Origin of the sequence: Vibrio sp. A11 (assembly GCF_013048705.1) — a bacterium.
Classification (GTDB): domain Bacteria; phylum Pseudomonadota; class Gammaproteobacteria; order Enterobacterales; family Vibrionaceae; genus Vibrio; species Vibrio metschnikovii.
On record NZ_VHSI01000002.1, the window covers coordinates 226,038 to 243,983 of the forward strand.

The 17,946-nt window shown below is 43.0% G+C and carries 18 protein-coding genes; 12 read left to right on the forward strand and 6 right to left on the reverse strand.

Annotated elements, in window-relative coordinates; all coding sequences use genetic code 11:
- Nucleotides 1–222: 222 nt before the first annotated feature.
- Genes FKQ60_RS03515 through FKQ60_RS03525 form a run of 3 tightly spaced genes read left to right on the forward strand, consistent with a single transcriptional unit; the run spans nucleotide 223 to nucleotide 1,934 of the window.
- On the forward strand, nucleotides 223–1,080 hold the full coding sequence (locus tag FKQ60_RS03515) for a transcriptional regulator (RefSeq protein ID WP_004395696.1): 858 nt from the start codon (nucleotides 223–225) through the stop codon (nucleotides 1,078–1,080).
- Nucleotides 1,081–1,089: 9 nt separating this feature from the next.
- Nucleotides 1,090–1,620 (forward strand): regulatory protein ToxS, encoded by a 531-nt coding sequence (locus FKQ60_RS03520; protein ID WP_040904539.1) that lies wholly within the window; start codon nucleotides 1,090–1,092, stop codon nucleotides 1,618–1,620.
- A 38-nt stretch (nucleotides 1,621–1,658) separates the two neighbouring features.
- Nucleotides 1,659–1,934 carry a SelT/SelW/SelH family protein gene (locus FKQ60_RS03525; protein ID WP_040904541.1) on the forward strand — a complete coding sequence of 92 codons (276 nt, stop codon included), beginning with the start codon at nucleotides 1,659–1,661 and terminating at the stop codon, nucleotides 1,932–1,934.
- A gap of 34 nt (nucleotides 1,935–1,968) precedes the next feature.
- On the opposite strand, the gene yfcE is transcribed toward FKQ60_RS03525, so the two are convergent.
- Nucleotides 1,969–2,520 carry a phosphodiesterase gene (gene yfcE, locus FKQ60_RS03530; protein ID WP_040904544.1) on the reverse strand — a complete coding sequence of 184 codons (552 nt, stop codon included), beginning with the start codon at nucleotides 2,518–2,520 and terminating at the stop codon, nucleotides 1,969–1,971.
- A 277-nt stretch (nucleotides 2,521–2,797) separates the two neighbouring features.
- Here yfcE and FKQ60_RS03535 point away from each other — a divergent pair, with 277 nt between their 5' ends.
- The 5 genes from FKQ60_RS03535 to FKQ60_RS03555 all read left to right on the forward strand — a co-directional run bounded on the left by FKQ60_RS03535 (nucleotide 2,798) and on the right by FKQ60_RS03555 (nucleotide 7,576).
- Nucleotides 2,798–3,709: a TIGR01777 family oxidoreductase gene (locus FKQ60_RS03535; protein ID WP_170906026.1), complete on the forward strand. Its 912-nt coding sequence runs from the start codon at nucleotides 2,798–2,800 to the stop codon at nucleotides 3,707–3,709.
- A gap of 11 nt (nucleotides 3,710–3,720) precedes the next feature.
- Nucleotides 3,721–4,548 (forward strand): SDR family oxidoreductase, encoded by an 828-nt coding sequence (locus FKQ60_RS03540; RefSeq protein WP_004395698.1) that lies wholly within the window; start codon nucleotides 3,721–3,723, stop codon nucleotides 4,546–4,548.
- 521 nt (nucleotides 4,549–5,069) lie between these two features.
- Nucleotides 5,070–5,924, forward strand: a complete 855-nt coding sequence (locus tag FKQ60_RS03545) for a co-chaperone YbbN (RefSeq protein ID WP_040904547.1) — start codon at nucleotides 5,070–5,072, stop codon at nucleotides 5,922–5,924.
- A 257-nt stretch (nucleotides 5,925–6,181) separates the two neighbouring features.
- On the forward strand, nucleotides 6,182–7,105 hold the full coding sequence (locus tag FKQ60_RS03550) for an SPFH domain-containing protein (RefSeq protein ID WP_004395700.1): 924 nt from the start codon (nucleotides 6,182–6,184) through the stop codon (nucleotides 7,103–7,105).
- 3 nt (nucleotides 7,106–7,108) lie between these two features.
- Entirely contained in the window at nucleotides 7,109–7,576 is a 468-nt protein-coding gene (locus tag FKQ60_RS03555) for an NfeD family protein (protein ID WP_040904551.1), read from the forward strand.
- Between the two features lie 131 nt (nucleotides 7,577–7,707).
- Here FKQ60_RS03555 and cueR read toward each other — a convergent pair whose 3' ends face one another.
- The 5 genes from cueR to zipA all read right to left on the reverse strand — a co-directional run bounded on the left by cueR (nucleotide 7,708) and on the right by zipA (nucleotide 13,319).
- The gene (cueR, locus tag FKQ60_RS03560) at nucleotides 7,708–8,121 is read right to left on the reverse strand and encodes a Cu(I)-responsive transcriptional regulator (RefSeq protein WP_170906072.1); all 414 of its coding nucleotides are present in this window, start codon (nucleotides 8,119–8,121) and stop codon (nucleotides 7,708–7,710) included.
- A gap of 11 nt (nucleotides 8,122–8,132) precedes the next feature.
- Nucleotides 8,133–8,765 (reverse strand): DUF2057 family protein, encoded by a 633-nt coding sequence (locus FKQ60_RS03565; RefSeq protein ID WP_158138099.1) that lies wholly within the window; start codon nucleotides 8,763–8,765, stop codon nucleotides 8,133–8,135.
- A gap of 70 nt (nucleotides 8,766–8,835) precedes the next feature.
- Nucleotides 8,836–9,909, reverse strand: coding sequence for a porin (locus FKQ60_RS03570; protein ID WP_154168738.1), 1,074 nt, complete (start codon nucleotides 9,907–9,909; stop codon nucleotides 8,836–8,838).
- A gap of 468 nt (nucleotides 9,910–10,377) precedes the next feature.
- The gene (gene ligA / locus FKQ60_RS03575) at nucleotides 10,378–12,387 is read right to left on the reverse strand and encodes an NAD-dependent DNA ligase LigA (RefSeq protein ID WP_158138097.1); all 2,010 of its coding nucleotides are present in this window, start codon (nucleotides 12,385–12,387) and stop codon (nucleotides 10,378–10,380) included.
- A 56-nt stretch (nucleotides 12,388–12,443) separates the two neighbouring features.
- Entirely contained in the window at nucleotides 12,444–13,319 is an 876-nt protein-coding gene (zipA, locus tag FKQ60_RS03580) for a cell division protein ZipA (protein WP_170906027.1), read from the reverse strand.
- Nucleotides 13,320–13,541: 222 nt separating this feature from the next.
- Between zipA and cysZ the strand changes: the two genes are divergently transcribed.
- From cysZ to ptsI, 4 genes are all read left to right on the forward strand, one after another.
- Complete coding sequence (cysZ, locus tag FKQ60_RS03585) at nucleotides 13,542–14,315, forward strand: sulfate transporter CysZ (RefSeq protein WP_004395707.1); 774 nt, start codon at nucleotides 13,542–13,544, stop codon at nucleotides 14,313–14,315.
- A 188-nt stretch (nucleotides 14,316–14,503) separates the two neighbouring features.
- Complete coding sequence (gene cysK / locus FKQ60_RS03590) at nucleotides 14,504–15,472, forward strand: cysteine synthase A (protein WP_004395708.1); 969 nt, start codon at nucleotides 14,504–14,506, stop codon at nucleotides 15,470–15,472.
- A 297-nt stretch (nucleotides 15,473–15,769) separates the two neighbouring features.
- A complete protein-coding gene (locus tag FKQ60_RS03595; protein WP_004395710.1) occupies nucleotides 15,770–16,027 on the forward strand; it encodes an HPr family phosphocarrier protein in 258 nt (85 codons plus the stop codon).
- Nucleotides 16,028–16,173: 146 nt separating this feature from the next.
- On the forward strand, nucleotides 16,174–17,898 hold the full coding sequence (gene ptsI / locus FKQ60_RS03600; RefSeq protein ID WP_170906028.1) for a phosphoenolpyruvate-protein phosphotransferase PtsI: 1,725 nt from the start codon (nucleotides 16,174–16,176) through the stop codon (nucleotides 17,896–17,898).
- The last annotated feature ends 48 nt before the right edge of the window (nucleotides 17,899–17,946 follow it).

Below are 17,946 nucleotides of genomic sequence, written 5' to 3' on the forward strand. Positions count from 1 at the left end.
TTTCGATCAGGGTAATGAAAAAAGTCTGTCATTGATACCTCTCAAAACCGTTAACACGATGAGTTCGCAGTGATAAACAACAGTAAAATATTGTTGTTTCATCGATAATGATCGTGTAGCTGACGACAAATATGATCGAATAATACGAAACTAGGGCAGTAAAACCCCAAGCGCGACAGAACTTGGCCATTTTGAGTAACAACCATTAAAAAGAAGAACTCAATGAGCAATTTAGCTAGCAAATTCATTCTTGCCAATCGGTTTATTTTTGACTCGACATCAAACTTATTGGTCGATCAAACCGGAGAAGAAGAGACGCGTCTCGGCAGCAATGAGAGTCGTATTCTCTCTATGTTTGTTCAACATCCTAACCAAATTATTTCTCGTGATGACCTACACAATTATGTGTGGCGAGAACAAGGCTTTGAAGTCGACGATTCTAGCTTGACTCAAGCAATTTCTACGCTAAGAAAAATGCTTAAGGACTCAACAAAACTCCCTCTGTTTATTAAAACGGTGCCTAAACGTGGTTATCAGTTTATTGCTAGCGTTGAGCCCATTGTGCCGCCCGAACCGGTCATTGCTGAGCCAGAGATCGCGTTAGAAAATAGCGCCGCTAACCAAGACGAGAGCGCCTTTTCAGGAGATAGCCATACTGATCTCACTGGCAAATCTAACGATACATTCATGGGCACAAAAGATACGGTTTCCGCGAAACGCTTATCGGATCTTTGCTCATTGGCAATGTTAATGTGTGCCATCTTATTACCGATCATGGTGCTCTTTTTTAGTTCACCGTCTTCCTCACAATTTCGTCAACTGGCCGTGGTCAATGATGTCGTGATCAGTTCGCCCATCAATCACCCAGACCTGAGCACATGGCTACCTCTGATCAAATCGTGCATCAAAAAGCATCACTCGATGCGCTCTGATGATATGATCCTGAAAGAAGTGATCGCGACAGGTGGTGATAATGGTCAACTGATCCTGAACTATATTCATTTACCTCAGTTTTCTGGGGAAAATATTACTTTGCGGATTTTTGCTAACCCAGATGACACCGATAAAGTGTGCCAGTAAGGAACAACGATGACCAAACAAATCTCTGCATTTTTATTGCTTATCTCAACAGTTGTCAGTAGTTGGATCTATTGGACGAATGAAACGAAGCTAGACAATGTGTTGATGTCTCGTGAGTGGCAATCAAAAATGGTGACCTTAATCGAAACCACTCAACCTAATGATGCGGTGGGACCTCTGCATCGCGTTGACGTCTCTTCAAACGTAAAATATCTGCCGAATGGTACTTACTTGCGGGTATCGAGAGTGAAACTGTATTCGATTGAACCGTTATCAGCCGACCGACCTGATAACATTATTAATATCTCTGAGTCTGGAGAATGGAGCATCAGTGATAACTACCTTCTCGTATCACCGACGGAATTTAAAGATATCTCATCTTCTTACAGTAAAGATTTTACGCCCAAGCAACTGCAGTTAATCACTCAACTGTTTAAGATGGACGCTCAACAGAGCCGAAGGATTGATATCATTAACAAGAAAACCTTACTACTCACTAGCTTGAGCCATGGTTCAACGGTACTGTTTGGTAATGGATAGTCACCACTTCTACATCATGAGTTGCCCATTAGTTGCCTATGAACAAAGTAAACATTGATATTTATTATTGCCGGCAATGCCAGTGGATGTTAAGAGCGTCTTGGCTAAGCCAAGAGCTCTTGCAGACATTCAGTGAAGAGATTGACATGGTCTCTTTACATCCAGATACCGGTGGACGTTTTGAGATCTTTTGCAACCAACGCTCAATTTGGGAACGAAAAAGGGATAATGGCTTCCCAGAAGCCAAAATATTGAAACAACGGGTAAGAGATATTATCGATCCACAACGCGATTTAGGTCATATTGACCGCTAACGAATAGCGCTCAATATGACCGAGAAAGAGAGCATTATAGCGAAAGATCAAGCGATGCTAAGATTTCCCCCTCAAAGCCATAGACGGTGAAACAAAATCCGTCTAAGACAGCAAAACTGGCGACGCTCTGAGATCGAGGGAACGTCACTGAACCTGGGTTTAATACAAAATGATTACCGCATCGTTCTGCTCGTGCAAGATGAGTATGACCATGAACAACAATATCACCCATCGATAAAGGCGGCAGATTCTGCTCATCATAGAGATGGCCATGAGTAAGAAACAATCGCTGTCCTGAGGGCAATAATACCCACGCAAAGTCACTCATGATTGGAAAATCCAATAACATTTGATCCACTTCGCTATCGCAATTCCCCCGCACCGCAATAATTTGTTTAGCGTAGTCATTTAATTTTTCGGCTACCGCGGGAGGGTTATACCCTTCAGGAATAGGGTTTCTCGGACCATGATTTAATAAATCACCCAATAAAATCAGCGCATTCGCTCCAGACTGGGTAAATTGCTGTAACATTTTTTCAGCTGCAGGCAAAGCGCCATGTAAGTCTGAAGCAAAGAACAGTTTCATTATCTCTCCCCTCTCTCAAATCCGGTCGTCCGTAACGACAAACATACCGTCCTTTGTCAATGTCGACTCGTAAATGACGACGGCCTATTGATTGTGTAAAAAATTTTATTGTACGTTTTTTCATAACCTACGTCATCTTCGTCAATCTTGGTGTTGAGAGTGACACTTCCTCCAGGGAATGACCACAGACAAGAGAAAAGCTTGAACACCAAGAGAGATACACATAAGCTGATTAAGCGTTTGTTTGCTTAATACATTACCCATGCAAGGAGGCAAAATGAACATTTTTATCACTGGTGCCACTGGTTTAATTGGTCGTGAGCTGATCAAACAATTAATCACTCACGATATCGTCATCCTCACACGAGATATCGCTAAGGCACAGCGGAAACTTGCCCACGCTAACACTAAAATCTCGTTCATTAGTGATATTAATCAATTGCATGATCTTAATCGCTTCGATGCGGTGATTAATTTAGCAGGAGAACCCATCGCCGATAAACGCTGGACTGGCAAACAAAAGCAGCGCATTTGCCAAAGTCGTTGGCAGTTAACCGAGCAGTTGGTTGAATTGATCCATGCGAGTACCACACCGCCAACACTTTTTCTTAGTGGCTCTGCAGTGGGGTATTATGGCGATCAACACGAGCATCCCTTCGACGAAAGTTTGCAAGTGCAAAGCCAACAATTTTCTCATCACATTTGTGCCGTTTGGGAACAAACAGCGATGCGCGCTCAATCATCCAGAACGCGAGTTTGCTTGATGCGAACAGGAATCGTCTTATCGCCTGAAGGCGGTGCATTAAAGAAAATGCTCCCTCCCTATCGCCTAGGATTAGGTGGGCCGATTGGCCGTGGTACCCAATATATGCCATGGATCCATATTAGTGATATGGTACGGGCAATCATTTTTCTGTTGGAAACCGAACATGCTCAAGGCGCTTTCAATATGTGTGCTCCACACCCCGTTACCAATGCGGCCTTTAGTCAAACTCTCGCCGCGAGCCTCCGAAAGCCTCATTTATTAACCACTCCACGATGGGCGATCAAACTGCTGCTTGGTGAGGCGAGTGAATTACTGTTTGATAGCTTGCGTGCGAAACCAAAGAAATTGACAGAGTTAGGCTTTCAATTTAATTTTTCACGACTTGAACCGGCGTTAAAACAGCTATTATCACATCACCATTAATTGGATTCATTATGACTCGCTCGATCCTTATCACAGGTTGCTCAACAGGTATTGGCTATATGGCAGCACTAGCCCTAAAACAACGCGGCTATCATGTCATTGCTTCTTGCCGGCACATCGATGATGTCAAGCGCTTACAGCAAGAAGGGTTGACTTGTATTCAGTTGGATCTCAGCGATGAACGGAGTATTCATCAGGGAGTAAACGAGGCGCTCGAGCTTTCAAATCATCAACTTTACGCTCTATTTAATAATGGCGCTTATGGGCAACCTGGCGCGCTAGAAGACTTATCAACCGCAGCATTACGCGCTCAATTTGAAACTAATTTTTTTGGCTGGCATACATTAACAACCTTATTGCTTCCGCACTTTCGTCAACAAGGGTATGGACGAATCATTCAAAACAGCTCCATTTTAGGCTTTGCTGCGATGAAATATCGTGGTGCTTACAATGCGTCTAAATTTGCGATTGAAGGATGGACAGATACGTTGCGTTTAGAGCTCCAAGCGAGCAATATTCATATTAGTTTGCTTGAACCAGGGCCGATTAACACTGAGTTTCGAGCTAATGCATTAACCGCCTTTAAACGCTGGATCAACATTGAGCATTCTCTTCACCACCAAGCTTATCAAACTCAGTTAGCCCGCTTGAAAAATGCACAATCAAACCATCCTTTTGCTCTGCCTGCTGAAGCGTGTTTAGCGCCGATATTGCATGCTTTAGAAGCCAAACACCCCAAGCTTCGCTACCGAGTGACCGTACCAACGAAAGTGTTTGCACTCTTGAAAAGACTCTTACCTGGACGAGTATTAGATAAATTGCTCAGCAAAGCGGCGTAGCTGTCATTGATTCGTCATATTGGTTTGCCATACTGATCATGCTCAGGTGATATCACGAAATAAGATATCAATCATGGTACAACACCAAACACTGGGTATACCCAAACAACTTGGAGTTGCAGGTAGGTGGCAAGTGAGTGAGTCCCCATGAGCATAGATAGACTCTATGATTGGGGTGAACAAACATAGCCAACACCCCAGCGGCTTCAAGTAGGAAGGGATATATCCTTCTAAATATATCCTAGGTGATAGGCTGGTACTCTCTGCTGCCATCATCCAAGGAAGGCATTGAGTATGACCCAAATGACATTAAATCAATGGAATTGGCTCGGTGTCACGGTTGTTTTGGCACTGCTGATCCTTTTTTAGCACCTTTGCTTGCTTTAACGGAAAAACCACTTCGGTGGTTTTTTTATGCGTGTGTGAGAGACGCTTTCTCTTTCAAGTCATCAATCAGCCTTGAGTTTTGCTTTTTTATCCCCCATTTGTGTAACAATGCCTCAATGCAATAAGGAATGATCATGCACCCAACTCATCATAGTGATGTGTCTCAACACAATTTTCAGGAAATATTGGCCAACTCAGCTCAGCAACCCGTGCTGTTTTACTTTTGGGCCCCCATCAGTGATGAAAGTGCTCAACTACTTCCTGAATTGCAACAACTCGCTCAGCAATACGCTGGTGCCTTTCAATTAGCGACGTTAAATTGTCAACAAGAGCAAGCTCTCGCTGCTCAGTTTGGTATTCAGGCATTACCAACCATTGCATTATTTATTAATGGTCAACCGGTGGATGGATTAGGTGGGCCGCAACCACTCAGTACCATCATCGATATGCTCGATAAACACTTACCTAGCCAAGAAGAGCGTACCGTTCAAACTGCATTACAACTCGTTAAGCAGCAAGACTATACGCAGGCGTTACCGTTACTCCTTGAGCTCAGTGAAACTTGGCAAAGCCAAGGTGAAGTTAAGCTAGCATTAGCGGACTGCTTTATTGCCACTCGTCGTTTTGCCGAAGCCAAAACGCTGTTAGATACCGTACCTATGCAATATCAGCAAAGCGATTACAAACGTTTGTTGGCACAAATTGAATTGTATGAACAAGCCGCAGAAAGCCCAGCGATTAAAGAGCTAGAAGAAGCGTTAGCGCAAGATAGTACCAATGCGACTATTGCTAATGAATTGGCCTCTCAATACCATCAAGTGCAACGTGATGAAGATGCCCTAGAACTACTCTGGCGCTTTCTACAGGATGATCTAACGCTATTAGATGGAGAAATGAAAAAAACGTTTATGGATATTTTAAGCGCATTAGGTCAGGGGAATCCTATCGCCGCGCGTTATCGCCGACAACTTTACTCTCAGCTCTATTAATCTCCAACTGACTCACAACGCTATCTTAGCTAAAAGGTAGCGTTGAATTTGTGATGTGGTTTCTCTCTTTTGTCCTGCGTATTACCCTTCATTTTTTTCCCTGTCATTATTCAACGATAAATTCTCATTAGCCCTCAGTTTTTCATGCTGATGATTGCCTATTCAGGCGTTCTGATACACAATGATTTTTGGATTTTTTATTGGTACCTAAACAACGTAAAGCGTTGTCATAAGGTCTATTACTCAAAGGGAACGTCATGGCTATTGATTCATTGATTACAATCGGCGTGTTTGTCTTCGTCGCCATTGTATTTATTATGTCGGCAGTAAAAACCGTCACTCAAGGTAACAACTGGACGGTAGAACGTTTCGGTCGTTACACCCACACACTCCGCCCCGGCTTAAACATCATTGTTCCATTTGTTGATAAAGTTGGAAGCCGTATCAATATGATGGAACGGGTGCTTGATATTCCCGCGCAAGAAGTGATCAGCAAAGACAATGCCAGCGTCGTCATCGATGCGGTGTGTTTTGTGCAAGTCATTGACGCGGCGAAAGCCGCTTATGAAGTCACGGATTTGGAACACGCCATTCGTAACCTGACATTAACCAATATGCGTACAGTGCTTGGCTCAATGGAGCTGGATGAAATGCTCAGTCAACGGGATATGATCAACACAAAATTACTGACCATCCTTGACCAAGCGACCAATCCTTGGGGCGTAAAAATCACTCGTATTGAAATCAAAGACGTTCAACCCCCTGCCGATCTGACGGCTGCGATGAATGCGCAGATGAAAGCCGAGCGGAATAAACGCGCAGAAGTCTTGGAAGCGGAAGGCGTTCGCCAAGCACAAATTTTACGTGCTGAAGGCCAAAAACAGTCCGAGATCCTTAAAGCCGAAGGTGATAAGCAAGCGGCAATTTTACAAGCAGAGGCTCGTGAACGCGCCGCAGAAGCGGAAGCTAAGGCCACTAGCATGGTTTCTGAAGCCATTGCTAAAGGGGATATGCAAGCCGTTAACTATTTTATTGCTCAAGGCTATACCGACGCTTTAAAATCTATCGGCCAAGCAGAAAACAGCAAAATCATTATGCTGCCACTTGAAGCAACGGGCTTGATGGGTTCTATTGCTGGGGTCGCAGAAATGTTCAAACATTCAGCAGATAAAAAGGGATAACGCTTGATTGAATGGCTCGCTCAATTTAATTACTGGCATTGGTTAGCCTTCGGGCTGGCCTTATTAGCCGTTGAACTGTTAGGAACTGCAGGCTACTTCTTATGGCTTGGCCTATCTGCTCTTTTAGTTGGTCTGATTATGCTGCTCATCCCAATGGGATGGCAGTTGCAGTGGATGGCGTTTGCCAGCTTTGTACTATTAACAACTTGGCTCTGGTGGCGTCGCCAATTTAAATCGGATCGATATGACGATGCTCAACGCTCGCTAAATCAGAAAGAGAAACAGTTAATTGGACGGCGACTATTGCTCACTGAACCCGTAAAAGCGCAAGTCGTCACTCGATTACAACTGGGGGATAGCACGTGGTCAGCGATCAGTGATCAAGATATTGCCGCTGAATCTATGGTAGAGGTTATCGCGCTTGATGGGATTACGCTTAAAATTAAACCTTATCAACCTTTAGAAAAATAAGCACTTGCCTTGAGTGAGAGTGAAGGATAGCTCTCACTCACTCTATGAATGTATGATTAAGGTAAATCTACGTAACTAACGCTGCTGTAGCTTCAGTCAGAAGTAGACAGTAGAAAAACGATGAGAATCTATCAGGCCTTATCGTCTACATCTTTACAACAACCCTTCAATTCTTTAATGATCGGACAATCATGCCCTTCATCACCGGGGCAAGATGCAATCCACTCTTCAAGCTGCTGCTTAATCAAGGTAAGTTCGGTCAGTTTACTTGAGACTTCCTGTAACTTTTCTTGTGCTCGCGCACGCACCGCTGCGCGCGTGCGCTGTGGATCATTGGCCAGTGTGAGCATGGCTTTACACTCATCCAAACTAAAACCGACTCGCCGACAGCGAGCAATTAATAACAAATCATCGATATGCTGTGGTGTGTAAGTTCGGTAACCACTTGTAGAGCGTAATGGCACAGTGATTAGACCTTTCTCTTCATATAAACGAATCGATTTAGCACTTAATCCTGTTAATTTAGCAATTTGGCTAATATTCATCATATTTTTAATTATTGGCTTACTGCCCATGATAAGAAAGATTTCTGCTGGTTTTCATCCAGCTCAAGATAAATTTTTTGAATCGCTTTTAATTTATCTCTATCAATTGGCACGTCTTTTACCAACGCTGTAGGATGTGTAGTAAAGCTGTGCATTGATACCTCATTTATCGCAGCTTTACTCTCCGTTCGATTAAATTGACGAAGTTGTTTAGTGTAATCTCCCATGAAAGCAAATGAACGACCAGGAATAAAATCTTGGTCAATAACAAGATTACCTTGAGTAACCTCTATATTTAAGCTGGGACGACGATCAAATTCTCTGGCATTACTTTCATCGCGAATAGTCATTGCCGACGTTAAGTTGACAACACCAGAATCACCAGAGACTTTTAATACTATCAGTGGGGATTTATATTTATTTTGCTTACCAGACATCTGAATAATTCGCTCAGTTCGTACAAGTAACTGGTGTTCACCCGGATCTAAAGTCAATTCGGAACGATGTCCAAAATTAACACCTTCCGATTCACCATTCACCGCTAACAATTGAATATCACGGTCAAAGTTAACATTAATCACCGCATATCCACTAAACGAAATACTCAATAATGAAATAAGTAAACTGATAGGTAAAACTTTCATAGAACGTCCTTAAAATGAAATGGCGAGCCGAAGCTCGCCTTTACTCTACAACTCAATAGTCTAACTTCGTTTAGAAATAATATTCTACACCGACAGAGTACTCATCATAATCTGCTGATTTCCAGCGACCTTTGTATGAATCACCAAAATCAAGAGTACGAGCACGGGCATAAAGCACCGCTGATGGATCTACAAAATACAGCGCTTGTATAGACAGTACATCATCATCCGAACCTTTTAGCTTACTACCACCAACTTTAAGCTCATCATTTTTAGCATAACCTAACTTAAACTGCCAATCACCAGTCGTATAAGCCAAACCTGCTGAATACGCATTTTGTTTCTCTTTATCACCAGCGACAGGTTTTGCTTCCATCATCTTATATTGTGCATAGAAGGAAAGTCCATTATCAAACCATCCTTGAACACCAAATAGATAGGCGTCATTATCCCATTCAGTGCTCTCTTTAGCTACGTCACGGTTACCTTCATAAGCTAAATCAAATTGGAAAACAGAAACTTTATAATGCGCAGCGGCACCTATCCAATAATCTTTACCATCACCTTTCTGCGCTCCATCTTTACCAGCCATGCCATACGCTAGATTAAAAGATAGGCTATCTGCAAATGTTGGTGTATCCCAACGAATCGTATTTGAAGCACGGTCTTGATGCTTAGTTCCACCGATAGCACCACCCCAGTCGTATACATCACCTAAACCAGGGTTAGATGCTGGCCAATCCACCAATTCATAAAGGGGTGACAAGACTCGACCTAAACGAACAGTGCCATAACTATCGTGTTTAAAACCTACAAACGTATCACGAGCACCTAGTTCAGAACCAGGATCAGAGAAGGATGGGTCAACATATCCAGCTTCAATTTGCCAAATAAAAGTTGATTCAATGTTTTTGAAGTCTTTCTCGCCACGGAAACCAATTCGAGATTCATTATTAAGCTGAGAGCCTCCTAACTTATCATCGGTTTCTTTATTACCAGCATCGTAATCTCGGTAAGCGGCTTGTAATGCGATAACACCATAAACCTCGTAGTTATCTGCTGCTGAAACATTGAATGCAATACCAGATGCAAGCATTGTTGCAACGGCTGCACCGACTAAGGAAGGTTTAAAATATTTGTCCATGGAAAACTCCTAAAAATGGATATAGCTGTTTTTATGTTTTCCCCCAAAAGTTGGCCGCCGAAGGGAGAAAGCTTTTCCTTGTATGAGAATAAGTACTATCTCTCATCACTATCTGCATACACATTGTGTATCCATGCATTAAGACTATCTGGATAGGGTAAAACATCAATCAGATCTTAATTTTTAACTAAAAAAATATGAGCCATAACAAATTTTAAGTGAGTAAGTGATCAAGATCGAATAATTAACACATTAAACAATAAATAAAAAAAACAACTTAATTAACAACAGCTTAAAAATAAAAATAATTGAATAATTGAAGTCGGTCGCATTGATCAAAAATAGAAAGTGACAAAATAGTTACAGTCTATCTCACTAATTTCTTATTCTAAATTAAGTTATTTTTGACAATAAAAAACCCTTAACCATTGATCAATGGTTAAGGGTTTTGGTTAGCATTTAAAATCGTTAGGTGAGAAGATCCAACAAATCTTGCTCAGAAAATATTTCGATTCCCAGCTCTTGAGCCTTAACTAATTTAGATCCTGCCGCCTCGCCCGCAAACAGCATATCGGTATTTTTTGATACACTACCAGTCACCTTTGCCCCTAAGCTTTGTAAAGCCGCTTTAGCTTCACTACGTGATAATTGAATCAGAGAGCCCGTCAATACCACTGTTTTTCCGGCCAGTGGCTGTGGCTTTGCAACATCTTGAGGTTCAATATCAGGCCACGTTACGCCTAAGTCTCTTAATTCTTGCACAACACGTTGGTTCTTTTCCTGACTAAAGAAAGCATGCACATGACTCGCCACAATCATTCCTACATCTTGAACTTCAATCAGCTGCTCAATAGAGGCTTGGCTAATTGCTTCCAAAGTACAAAAATGTTGAGCCAGATTCATCGCTGTTGCTTCGCCAACTTCACGGATACCTAGGGCATATAAGAATCGGGCTAAGGTCGTATGCTTAGCGTTAATCAGTGCCTGAGTGATATTTTGAGCCGATTTAGGGCCCATTCTATCTAATACGGTTAACTCACCCGCTCGGAGTTTAAATAAGTCGGCTGGCGTTTCGACCATTTCTCGCTCTACGAGCTGCTCAATAACTTTATCGCCTAAACCGTCTACATCCATTGCTTTACGTGATACAAAGTGCTTTAACGCTTCTTTGCGTTGCGCTTGACACACTAAGCCGCCAGTACAGCGAGCAACCGCTTCGCCCTCGACGCGTTCCACATCAGATTGACAAACTGGACAGTGACTCGGGAAAATTATCGGTTGAGCCTCTTGAGGACGACGTTCCAACACCACGGAAACAATTTGTGGGATAACATCACCAGCACGGCGAATAATTACCGTATCGCCAACCATTACGCCTAATCGCTCGATCTCATCCGCGTTATGTAACGTCGCATTGCTCACCGTCACACCACCAACAAATATCGGTTCTAACTTAGCAACAGGCGTGATGGCTCCGGTTCTTCCTACTTGAAATTCAACCTCATTTAAACGAGTCATTTCCTCTTGAGCAGGGAACTTATAAGCAATCGCCCAGCGAGGAGCACGAGCGACAAATCCTAATTTCTCTTGCAGTGCAATATCATCAACTTTAATCACCACACCATCAATTTCGTAAGGCAAGTCAGCTCGTTTTGCCATAATCGTTTGATAGTAATCTTTAACTTGCTGAGCGTTTTCTACGCGCTGCGTCTCAGGGCTAACTGGAAGCCCCCAGCTTTTTAACTGTAAAAAACGGTCATAATGACTGGTCGATAACTCAGCACCTTCGACCACTCCGACACTATAAGCATAAAACGCTAAAGGACGCTTAGCCGTAATACGAGAATCAAGTTGACGCAAACTTCCAGCGGCCGCATTACGTGGGTTAACAAACACCTTTTGACCTTTTTTCAGTGCTTGAGCGTTCATTCGCTCAAAACCCTCTTTGGGCATAAACACTTCACCTCGAACTTCAATCCTTGAAGGCCATCCAGTTCCAGAGAGTTTGAGAGGGATCGATTTGATGGTACGTACATTTTCAGTGATATTCTCACCTGTCGTACCATCGCCACGGGTCGCAGCTTGAGTTAATCGACCATCCACATACAACAGACTAACTGCTAACCCATCCAATTTAGGCTCACAACAAAAACGAGCATGCTGAGTGGCAGCAACTCGCTCACCGATACGACGAAAGAAGCTATCCAACTCACTATCAGCAAAGGCATTATCTAACGATAACATCGGTCGTTCATGAGTGACTGATTCGAAACTCGATAATGGTGCCCCACCAACACGCTGACTAGGCGAATCTTCACTTACCCATTGTGGATATTGCGCTTCAATTTCTAATAACTCCCGCATCAACCGATCGTATTCAGCATCAGGGATGGTCGGGGCGTCTTCCACGTAATAACGTATCGCATGTTCATTCAGGATTTGCCGTAACTCTTGTAATCTTTGCTCTACGTGTTGCATTGGTATTCTCTCGGATCATGAAAAAAGGCTCCGGTCGGAGCCTTATGAGGTGTTAATTACTGCTGTTTAAGTTTGAACTGTTGAATTTGCTTACGATACTCAGCTAGCCGATTGGGTGTCATCAGGTTACGTGCATCATCCAAAACATTAGCGCCCATATCATCGGCAATTTGTTGAGCCGTTTTAAGCATCAACTTGAAATTCTGCTCAGCGTCACCGTAACAAGGCAAGGTCATAAAGAAAGAGATACCTTTGGTGGTAAATTCAGCGGGATCGTCATGTTTTAATGTCCCCGGCTGTAACATATTAGCCACGCTAAATAACACTTTACCCGTTCCTGATAAATCAGCATGACGATGGTAGATATCCAGTTCACCATACAACAACCCATTTTGCTGAAAGCTGTCAAATAACTTGCTACCAACAAAAGGCTCAGCACCTGCACAGTGTACATTAAGCACAATCACCTGCATTTCAGGCTCTTCTTCAGGTGTTTCAGTTTGAGCCGGAGTAATAGATTCAGGTTGCGGTTCAACCATCGACGTTTCGATACGACTTTCTTCTGAAATAGCGTCAGCCTTTAATTTAACGCTCGGTTCTGGCGCTGCTGTATCGAGATCATGTTTAGGAACGATTTGTTGTGTTGCATCGCCACTGTCTTGCAAATCATAATCAGCAATTAGAGGGTCAATATCATGACCAGTTAAACCAAAATCAGGCTCTCGACGATCAGGGCGAGTCACTTCGTCAGTTGACGCCAACTTCGCCTCTTTTGCGGCCTTCTTATCTTGATGTTCAACATTGATACGCCCGAGCGGCTTATCGCCGAACTTCGACTTACCTTCTTTTTTACTGGTCCAAAGACCATGAAACAATAAAGCGGCTATCGCTAGCCCGCCAACAATAATGAGTACGAATCGCAATTCCTGCATCTTAAACTCTCAGTGTTTCGGTGTTGATGTTCCGAGCTCTAACGCCTATGTTGAACGTCTGCCAAGGTGGGGTGTATCAAACTATAAGGTTACTTTACCAAAAGTTACCCCTGATTTAGAACAACTTAATGTTAGAAGTTACGTCTACAGGCGCATTTTTATTATTGTAAGCTTCAGTTACACTCTAAATTCTGTTTTTTTGCGTTCATTTCGGAAGAGACCATGCCCACACGCTCTGGATTAGATTATTTTTTTGATGGTGTTCATCTGGCTTTTTCACCAGGCATCCGTCGTTTTACTTTACTTCCTTTGATGATCAACGTGCTACTGATTGGAACGGCTTTGTATTATCTTTTCACCCATCTTAACGATTGGATAACCCAGTGGCTTGACGCTCTACCTAGTTTTTTATCTTGGCTATATTATCTGCTTTGGCCATTGCTCACTATCACCATCCTCGGTACCTTTTCCTATTTTTTCAGCACGCTAGCTAATTTTATTGCTTCGCCTTTTCATGGCCTATTGGCCGAAAAAGTCGAGCAAAAAATAACCGGGAAAATCGAAAGCGATCTCAGCTTATTCTCTGTACTCAAGGATACGCCACGCATTCTTCTTCGTGAGGGACAAAAGCTTTTTTACGTTATTCCCCGAGCACTAGGATTATTTCTACTGTTACTCATCCCCGGCCTGGGGCAAACACTAGGGCCCATCGTCTGGTTTTTATTCACCGCTTGGATACTCGCCATCCAATATTGTGATTATTCCTTTGATAACCATAAAGTTGACTTTAAAGTGATGCGAAACCAGTTAAAACAAAAACCAGGTAAAACTTACGGCTTTGGCATGATAGTCGCGCTGTTAACCACGATTCCTGTCGTTAATCTTTTTATTATGCCAATTGCAGTATGCGGAGCCACCGCCATGTGGGTTGGTGAGTTTAAATATTCCCACACCAATCACTCGGCATCTGCCAGCAAGACGATGTCCGCTAAGTAGCTCAGCTACCTAGGTAATGAATCACATCAGTCTATAAGCGAAGAGAATAAAGCCATCTAATAAATCGCTAATAAGTTATAACTTTTTAATCCTTTTACTTTTCTATTGAATCTCTATTCTTGACCAGTATCAACCAATTTGTAGCAACGCATCAACGATTGATCTATGCGTAATAAAGGGACAGCACAATGAGTAAAATTTACGAAGACAACTCTCTGACTATCGGTAACACTCCTCTGGTTCGCCTAAACAAAGTCAGTAACGGCCGTGTGTTAGCCAAAATAGAAGCACGTAACCCAAGCTTCAGTGTTAAATGTCGTATTGGCGCTAACATGATTTGGGAAGCAGAAAAGCAAGGCAAGCTAAAAGAAGGAATTGAGCTAGTCGAGCCAACCAGTGGCAATACTGGCGTCGCTTTGGCCTTTGTGGCTGCAGCCCGTGGTTATAAACTGACCTTAACTATGCCAGAGTCGATGAGTCTTGAGCGTCGTAAACTACTCAAAGCGCTTGGTGCTAACCTTGAATTGACTGAAGCAGCAAAAGGCATGAAAGGCGCTATTGCCAAAGCAGAAGAAATCGTCGCCAGCAACCCAAGTAAATACTTACTGCTTCAGCAATTCGATAACCCAGCCAACCCTGCTATTCACGAAAAAACCACAGGCCCTGAGATCTGGGAAGCCACCGATGGCCAAATTGATGTCTTCGTTGCTGGGGTGGGCACTGGTGGTACTCTCACCGGAACAAGCCGTTATATTAAGGGTGAAAAAGGTAAAGCGATCATTTCTGTTGCCGTAGAACCAGCAGAATCGCCAGTGATCAGCCAAGCTTTGGCAGGAGAAGAAATAAAACCTGCGCCACACAAAATTCAGGGTATTGGAGCAGGTTTTATTCCAGGCAACCTAGATTTAGAACTGATTGACCGTGTAGAAACCGTGACGTCTGATGAAGCCATCGATATGGCTCGCCGCTTAATGGAAGAAGAAGGGATTTTAGCCGGAATATCTTCAGGCGCTGCGGTTGTCGCCGCTAATCGCCTCGCTGAACTTCCTGAATTTGCTGGAAAAACCATTGTCACTGTGCTGCCAAGCTCAGGTGAACGTTACCTAAGTACAGCGCTCTTTGCCGGTATTTTTACTGAGAAAGAAAACCAACAGTAATAGGTGATTAAATCAAATTTTCGTTTAAAAAAGCCCCATACAGGGGCTTTTTTGTTGATCCTTGCCCCACCTTTGGTAATATCGGGATGTTTTATTTCTAGCTTCAAAATAAAGAAGCAGGCAAGATTAAAGTCAAGGCTGATTTTTGGTAAAACTCTACCTCAGCCATTGATTGTTTTAAACTGAAATAAGCGCTACCACGAAAATCCCGTTACTCCGCTAGCAGAAATGGGCAGTTAAGGTTAAGCTTATCTAAGTGAACAACTTACAAAAACTACATTAATTGGGGTATAACACATGTACGAGAAGCAAGTAGAAATCACTGCAGAAAACGGTCTTCATACTCGTCCAGCTGCACAGTTTGTTAAAGAAGCAAAAGCGTTCGATGCAGATATTACTGTCACTTCAAACGGTAAAAGCGCCAGTGCTAAAAGCTTATTTAAACTACAAACCCTTGGCCTAGTTAAAGGCACAGTGGTCTCTATCTCGGCTGAAGGCCCTCAAGCGAAAGAAGCCGTTGACCATCTAGTTGCCCTAATGGACCAACTTCACTAATCGACGCTCTCTATTTTAGATAAAGGTCATTTTGTTTAAACGACAAAGTGGCCTTATTTGAAATATGACCAACAATAAGCTAAATGTTATTGTTGGCACATCGTCCATATTCTCCCGTTTACAGTTGACCAATTTAAGGTAAGGCTATGATTTCAGGCATCCTAGCATCTCCAGGTATTGCTATCGGTAAAGCACTACTACTTCAAGAAGATGAAATAGTCCTAAACACAAACACCATCTCAGACGCAGATGTAGCAGCAGAAATTGAGCGTTTTTACGACGCACGCGCAAAATCATCCGCGCAGCTCACTGTCATTAAACAAAAAGCGCTTGAGACCTTTGGTGAAGAGAAAGAGGCCATCTTCGAAGGCCATATCATGCTACTGGAAGATGAAGAGCTAGAAGACGAAATTTTAGCCCTCATCAAAAATGATAAATTATCAGCAGATAACGCGATTTATACGGTGATTGAAGAGCAAGCCGCTGCCCTTGAATCGCTCGATGATGAATATTTGAAAGAGCGTGCAACGGATATTCGTGATATCGGCACCCGCTTTGTAAAAAATGCATTAGGCATTAATATCGTATCACTCAGTGATATTAATCAAAAAGTTATCTTGGTTGCTTACGATCTAACGCCTTCAGAAACAGCACAAATCAACCTTGATTATGTGCTTGGCTTTGCTTGTGACATTGGTGGCCGCACCTCACATACCTCAATCATGGCTCGCTCGCTAGAACTGCCTGCGATTGTTGGTACTAATGACATTACCAAACAAGTAAAAAATGGTGACATGCTGGTCATCGACGCAATTAATAACAAAATTTTTGTTAATCCAACCGAAGCTGAACTTGAGCAAGCCAAACAAGTACAGCGCGACTTCTTTGCTGAAAAAGAAGAACTTGCCAAATTAAAAGATCTTCCAGCACAAACCCTTGATGGGCATAGTGTTGAAGTGTGCGGTAACATTGGTACCGTAAAAGATTGCGATGGCATCATTCGTAACGGCGGAGAAGGTGTTGGTCTGTATCGTACCGAGTTCTTATTTATGGACCGTGACGCCCTTCCGACCGAAGAAGAGCAGTATCAAGCTTATAGGCAAGTTGCCGAAGCGATGAAAGGCCAATCGGTCATTATCCGTACTATGGATATTGGTGGTGACAAAGATTTACCTTACATGGATTTACCAAAAGAAATGAACCCATTTTTGGGTTGGCGTGCAATCCGTATTAGCTTAGATCGCCGTGATATTCTGCGCGATCAGTTGCGTGGTATTTTACGTGCATCGGCACACGGCACATTGCGCATCATGTTCCCAATGATCATTTCAGTTGAAGAAATTCGTGAACTGAAAAATGCCATTGAAGAGTACAAAGCTGAGCTACGCAGCGAAAGGCTAGCATTCGATGAAAACATCGAAATTGGTGTGATGGTGGAGACACCAGCAGCAGCAGCGATCGCTCATCATTTAGCGAAAGAAGTGGCCTTCTTCTCGATTGGCACCAACGACTTGACCCAATATACCCTAGCGGTAGACCGCGGTAACGAAATGATTTCTCACTTGTATAACCCATTATCACCAGCGGTTTTAACAGTGATTAAACAAGTGATTGATGCTTCTCACGCTGCAGGAAAATGGACCGGAATGTGTGGTGAGCTTGCAGGAGATGAGCGCGCAACACTACTATTACTGGGTATGGGATTAGATGAATTCTCGATGAGTGGTATTTCTATCCCTAAAGTAAAAAAAGTGATTCGTAACACCAATTTTGCAGAAGTCAAAGCCATGGCAGAACATGCGTTGTCATTACCGACCGCCGCTGAAATTGAAGCGTGTGTAGAAAAATTCATCGCAGAGAAGTGCCAATAAGCCATCAGCCCCCTACAATAGGTGACGATCAGCAAACTCCTTGAAGGA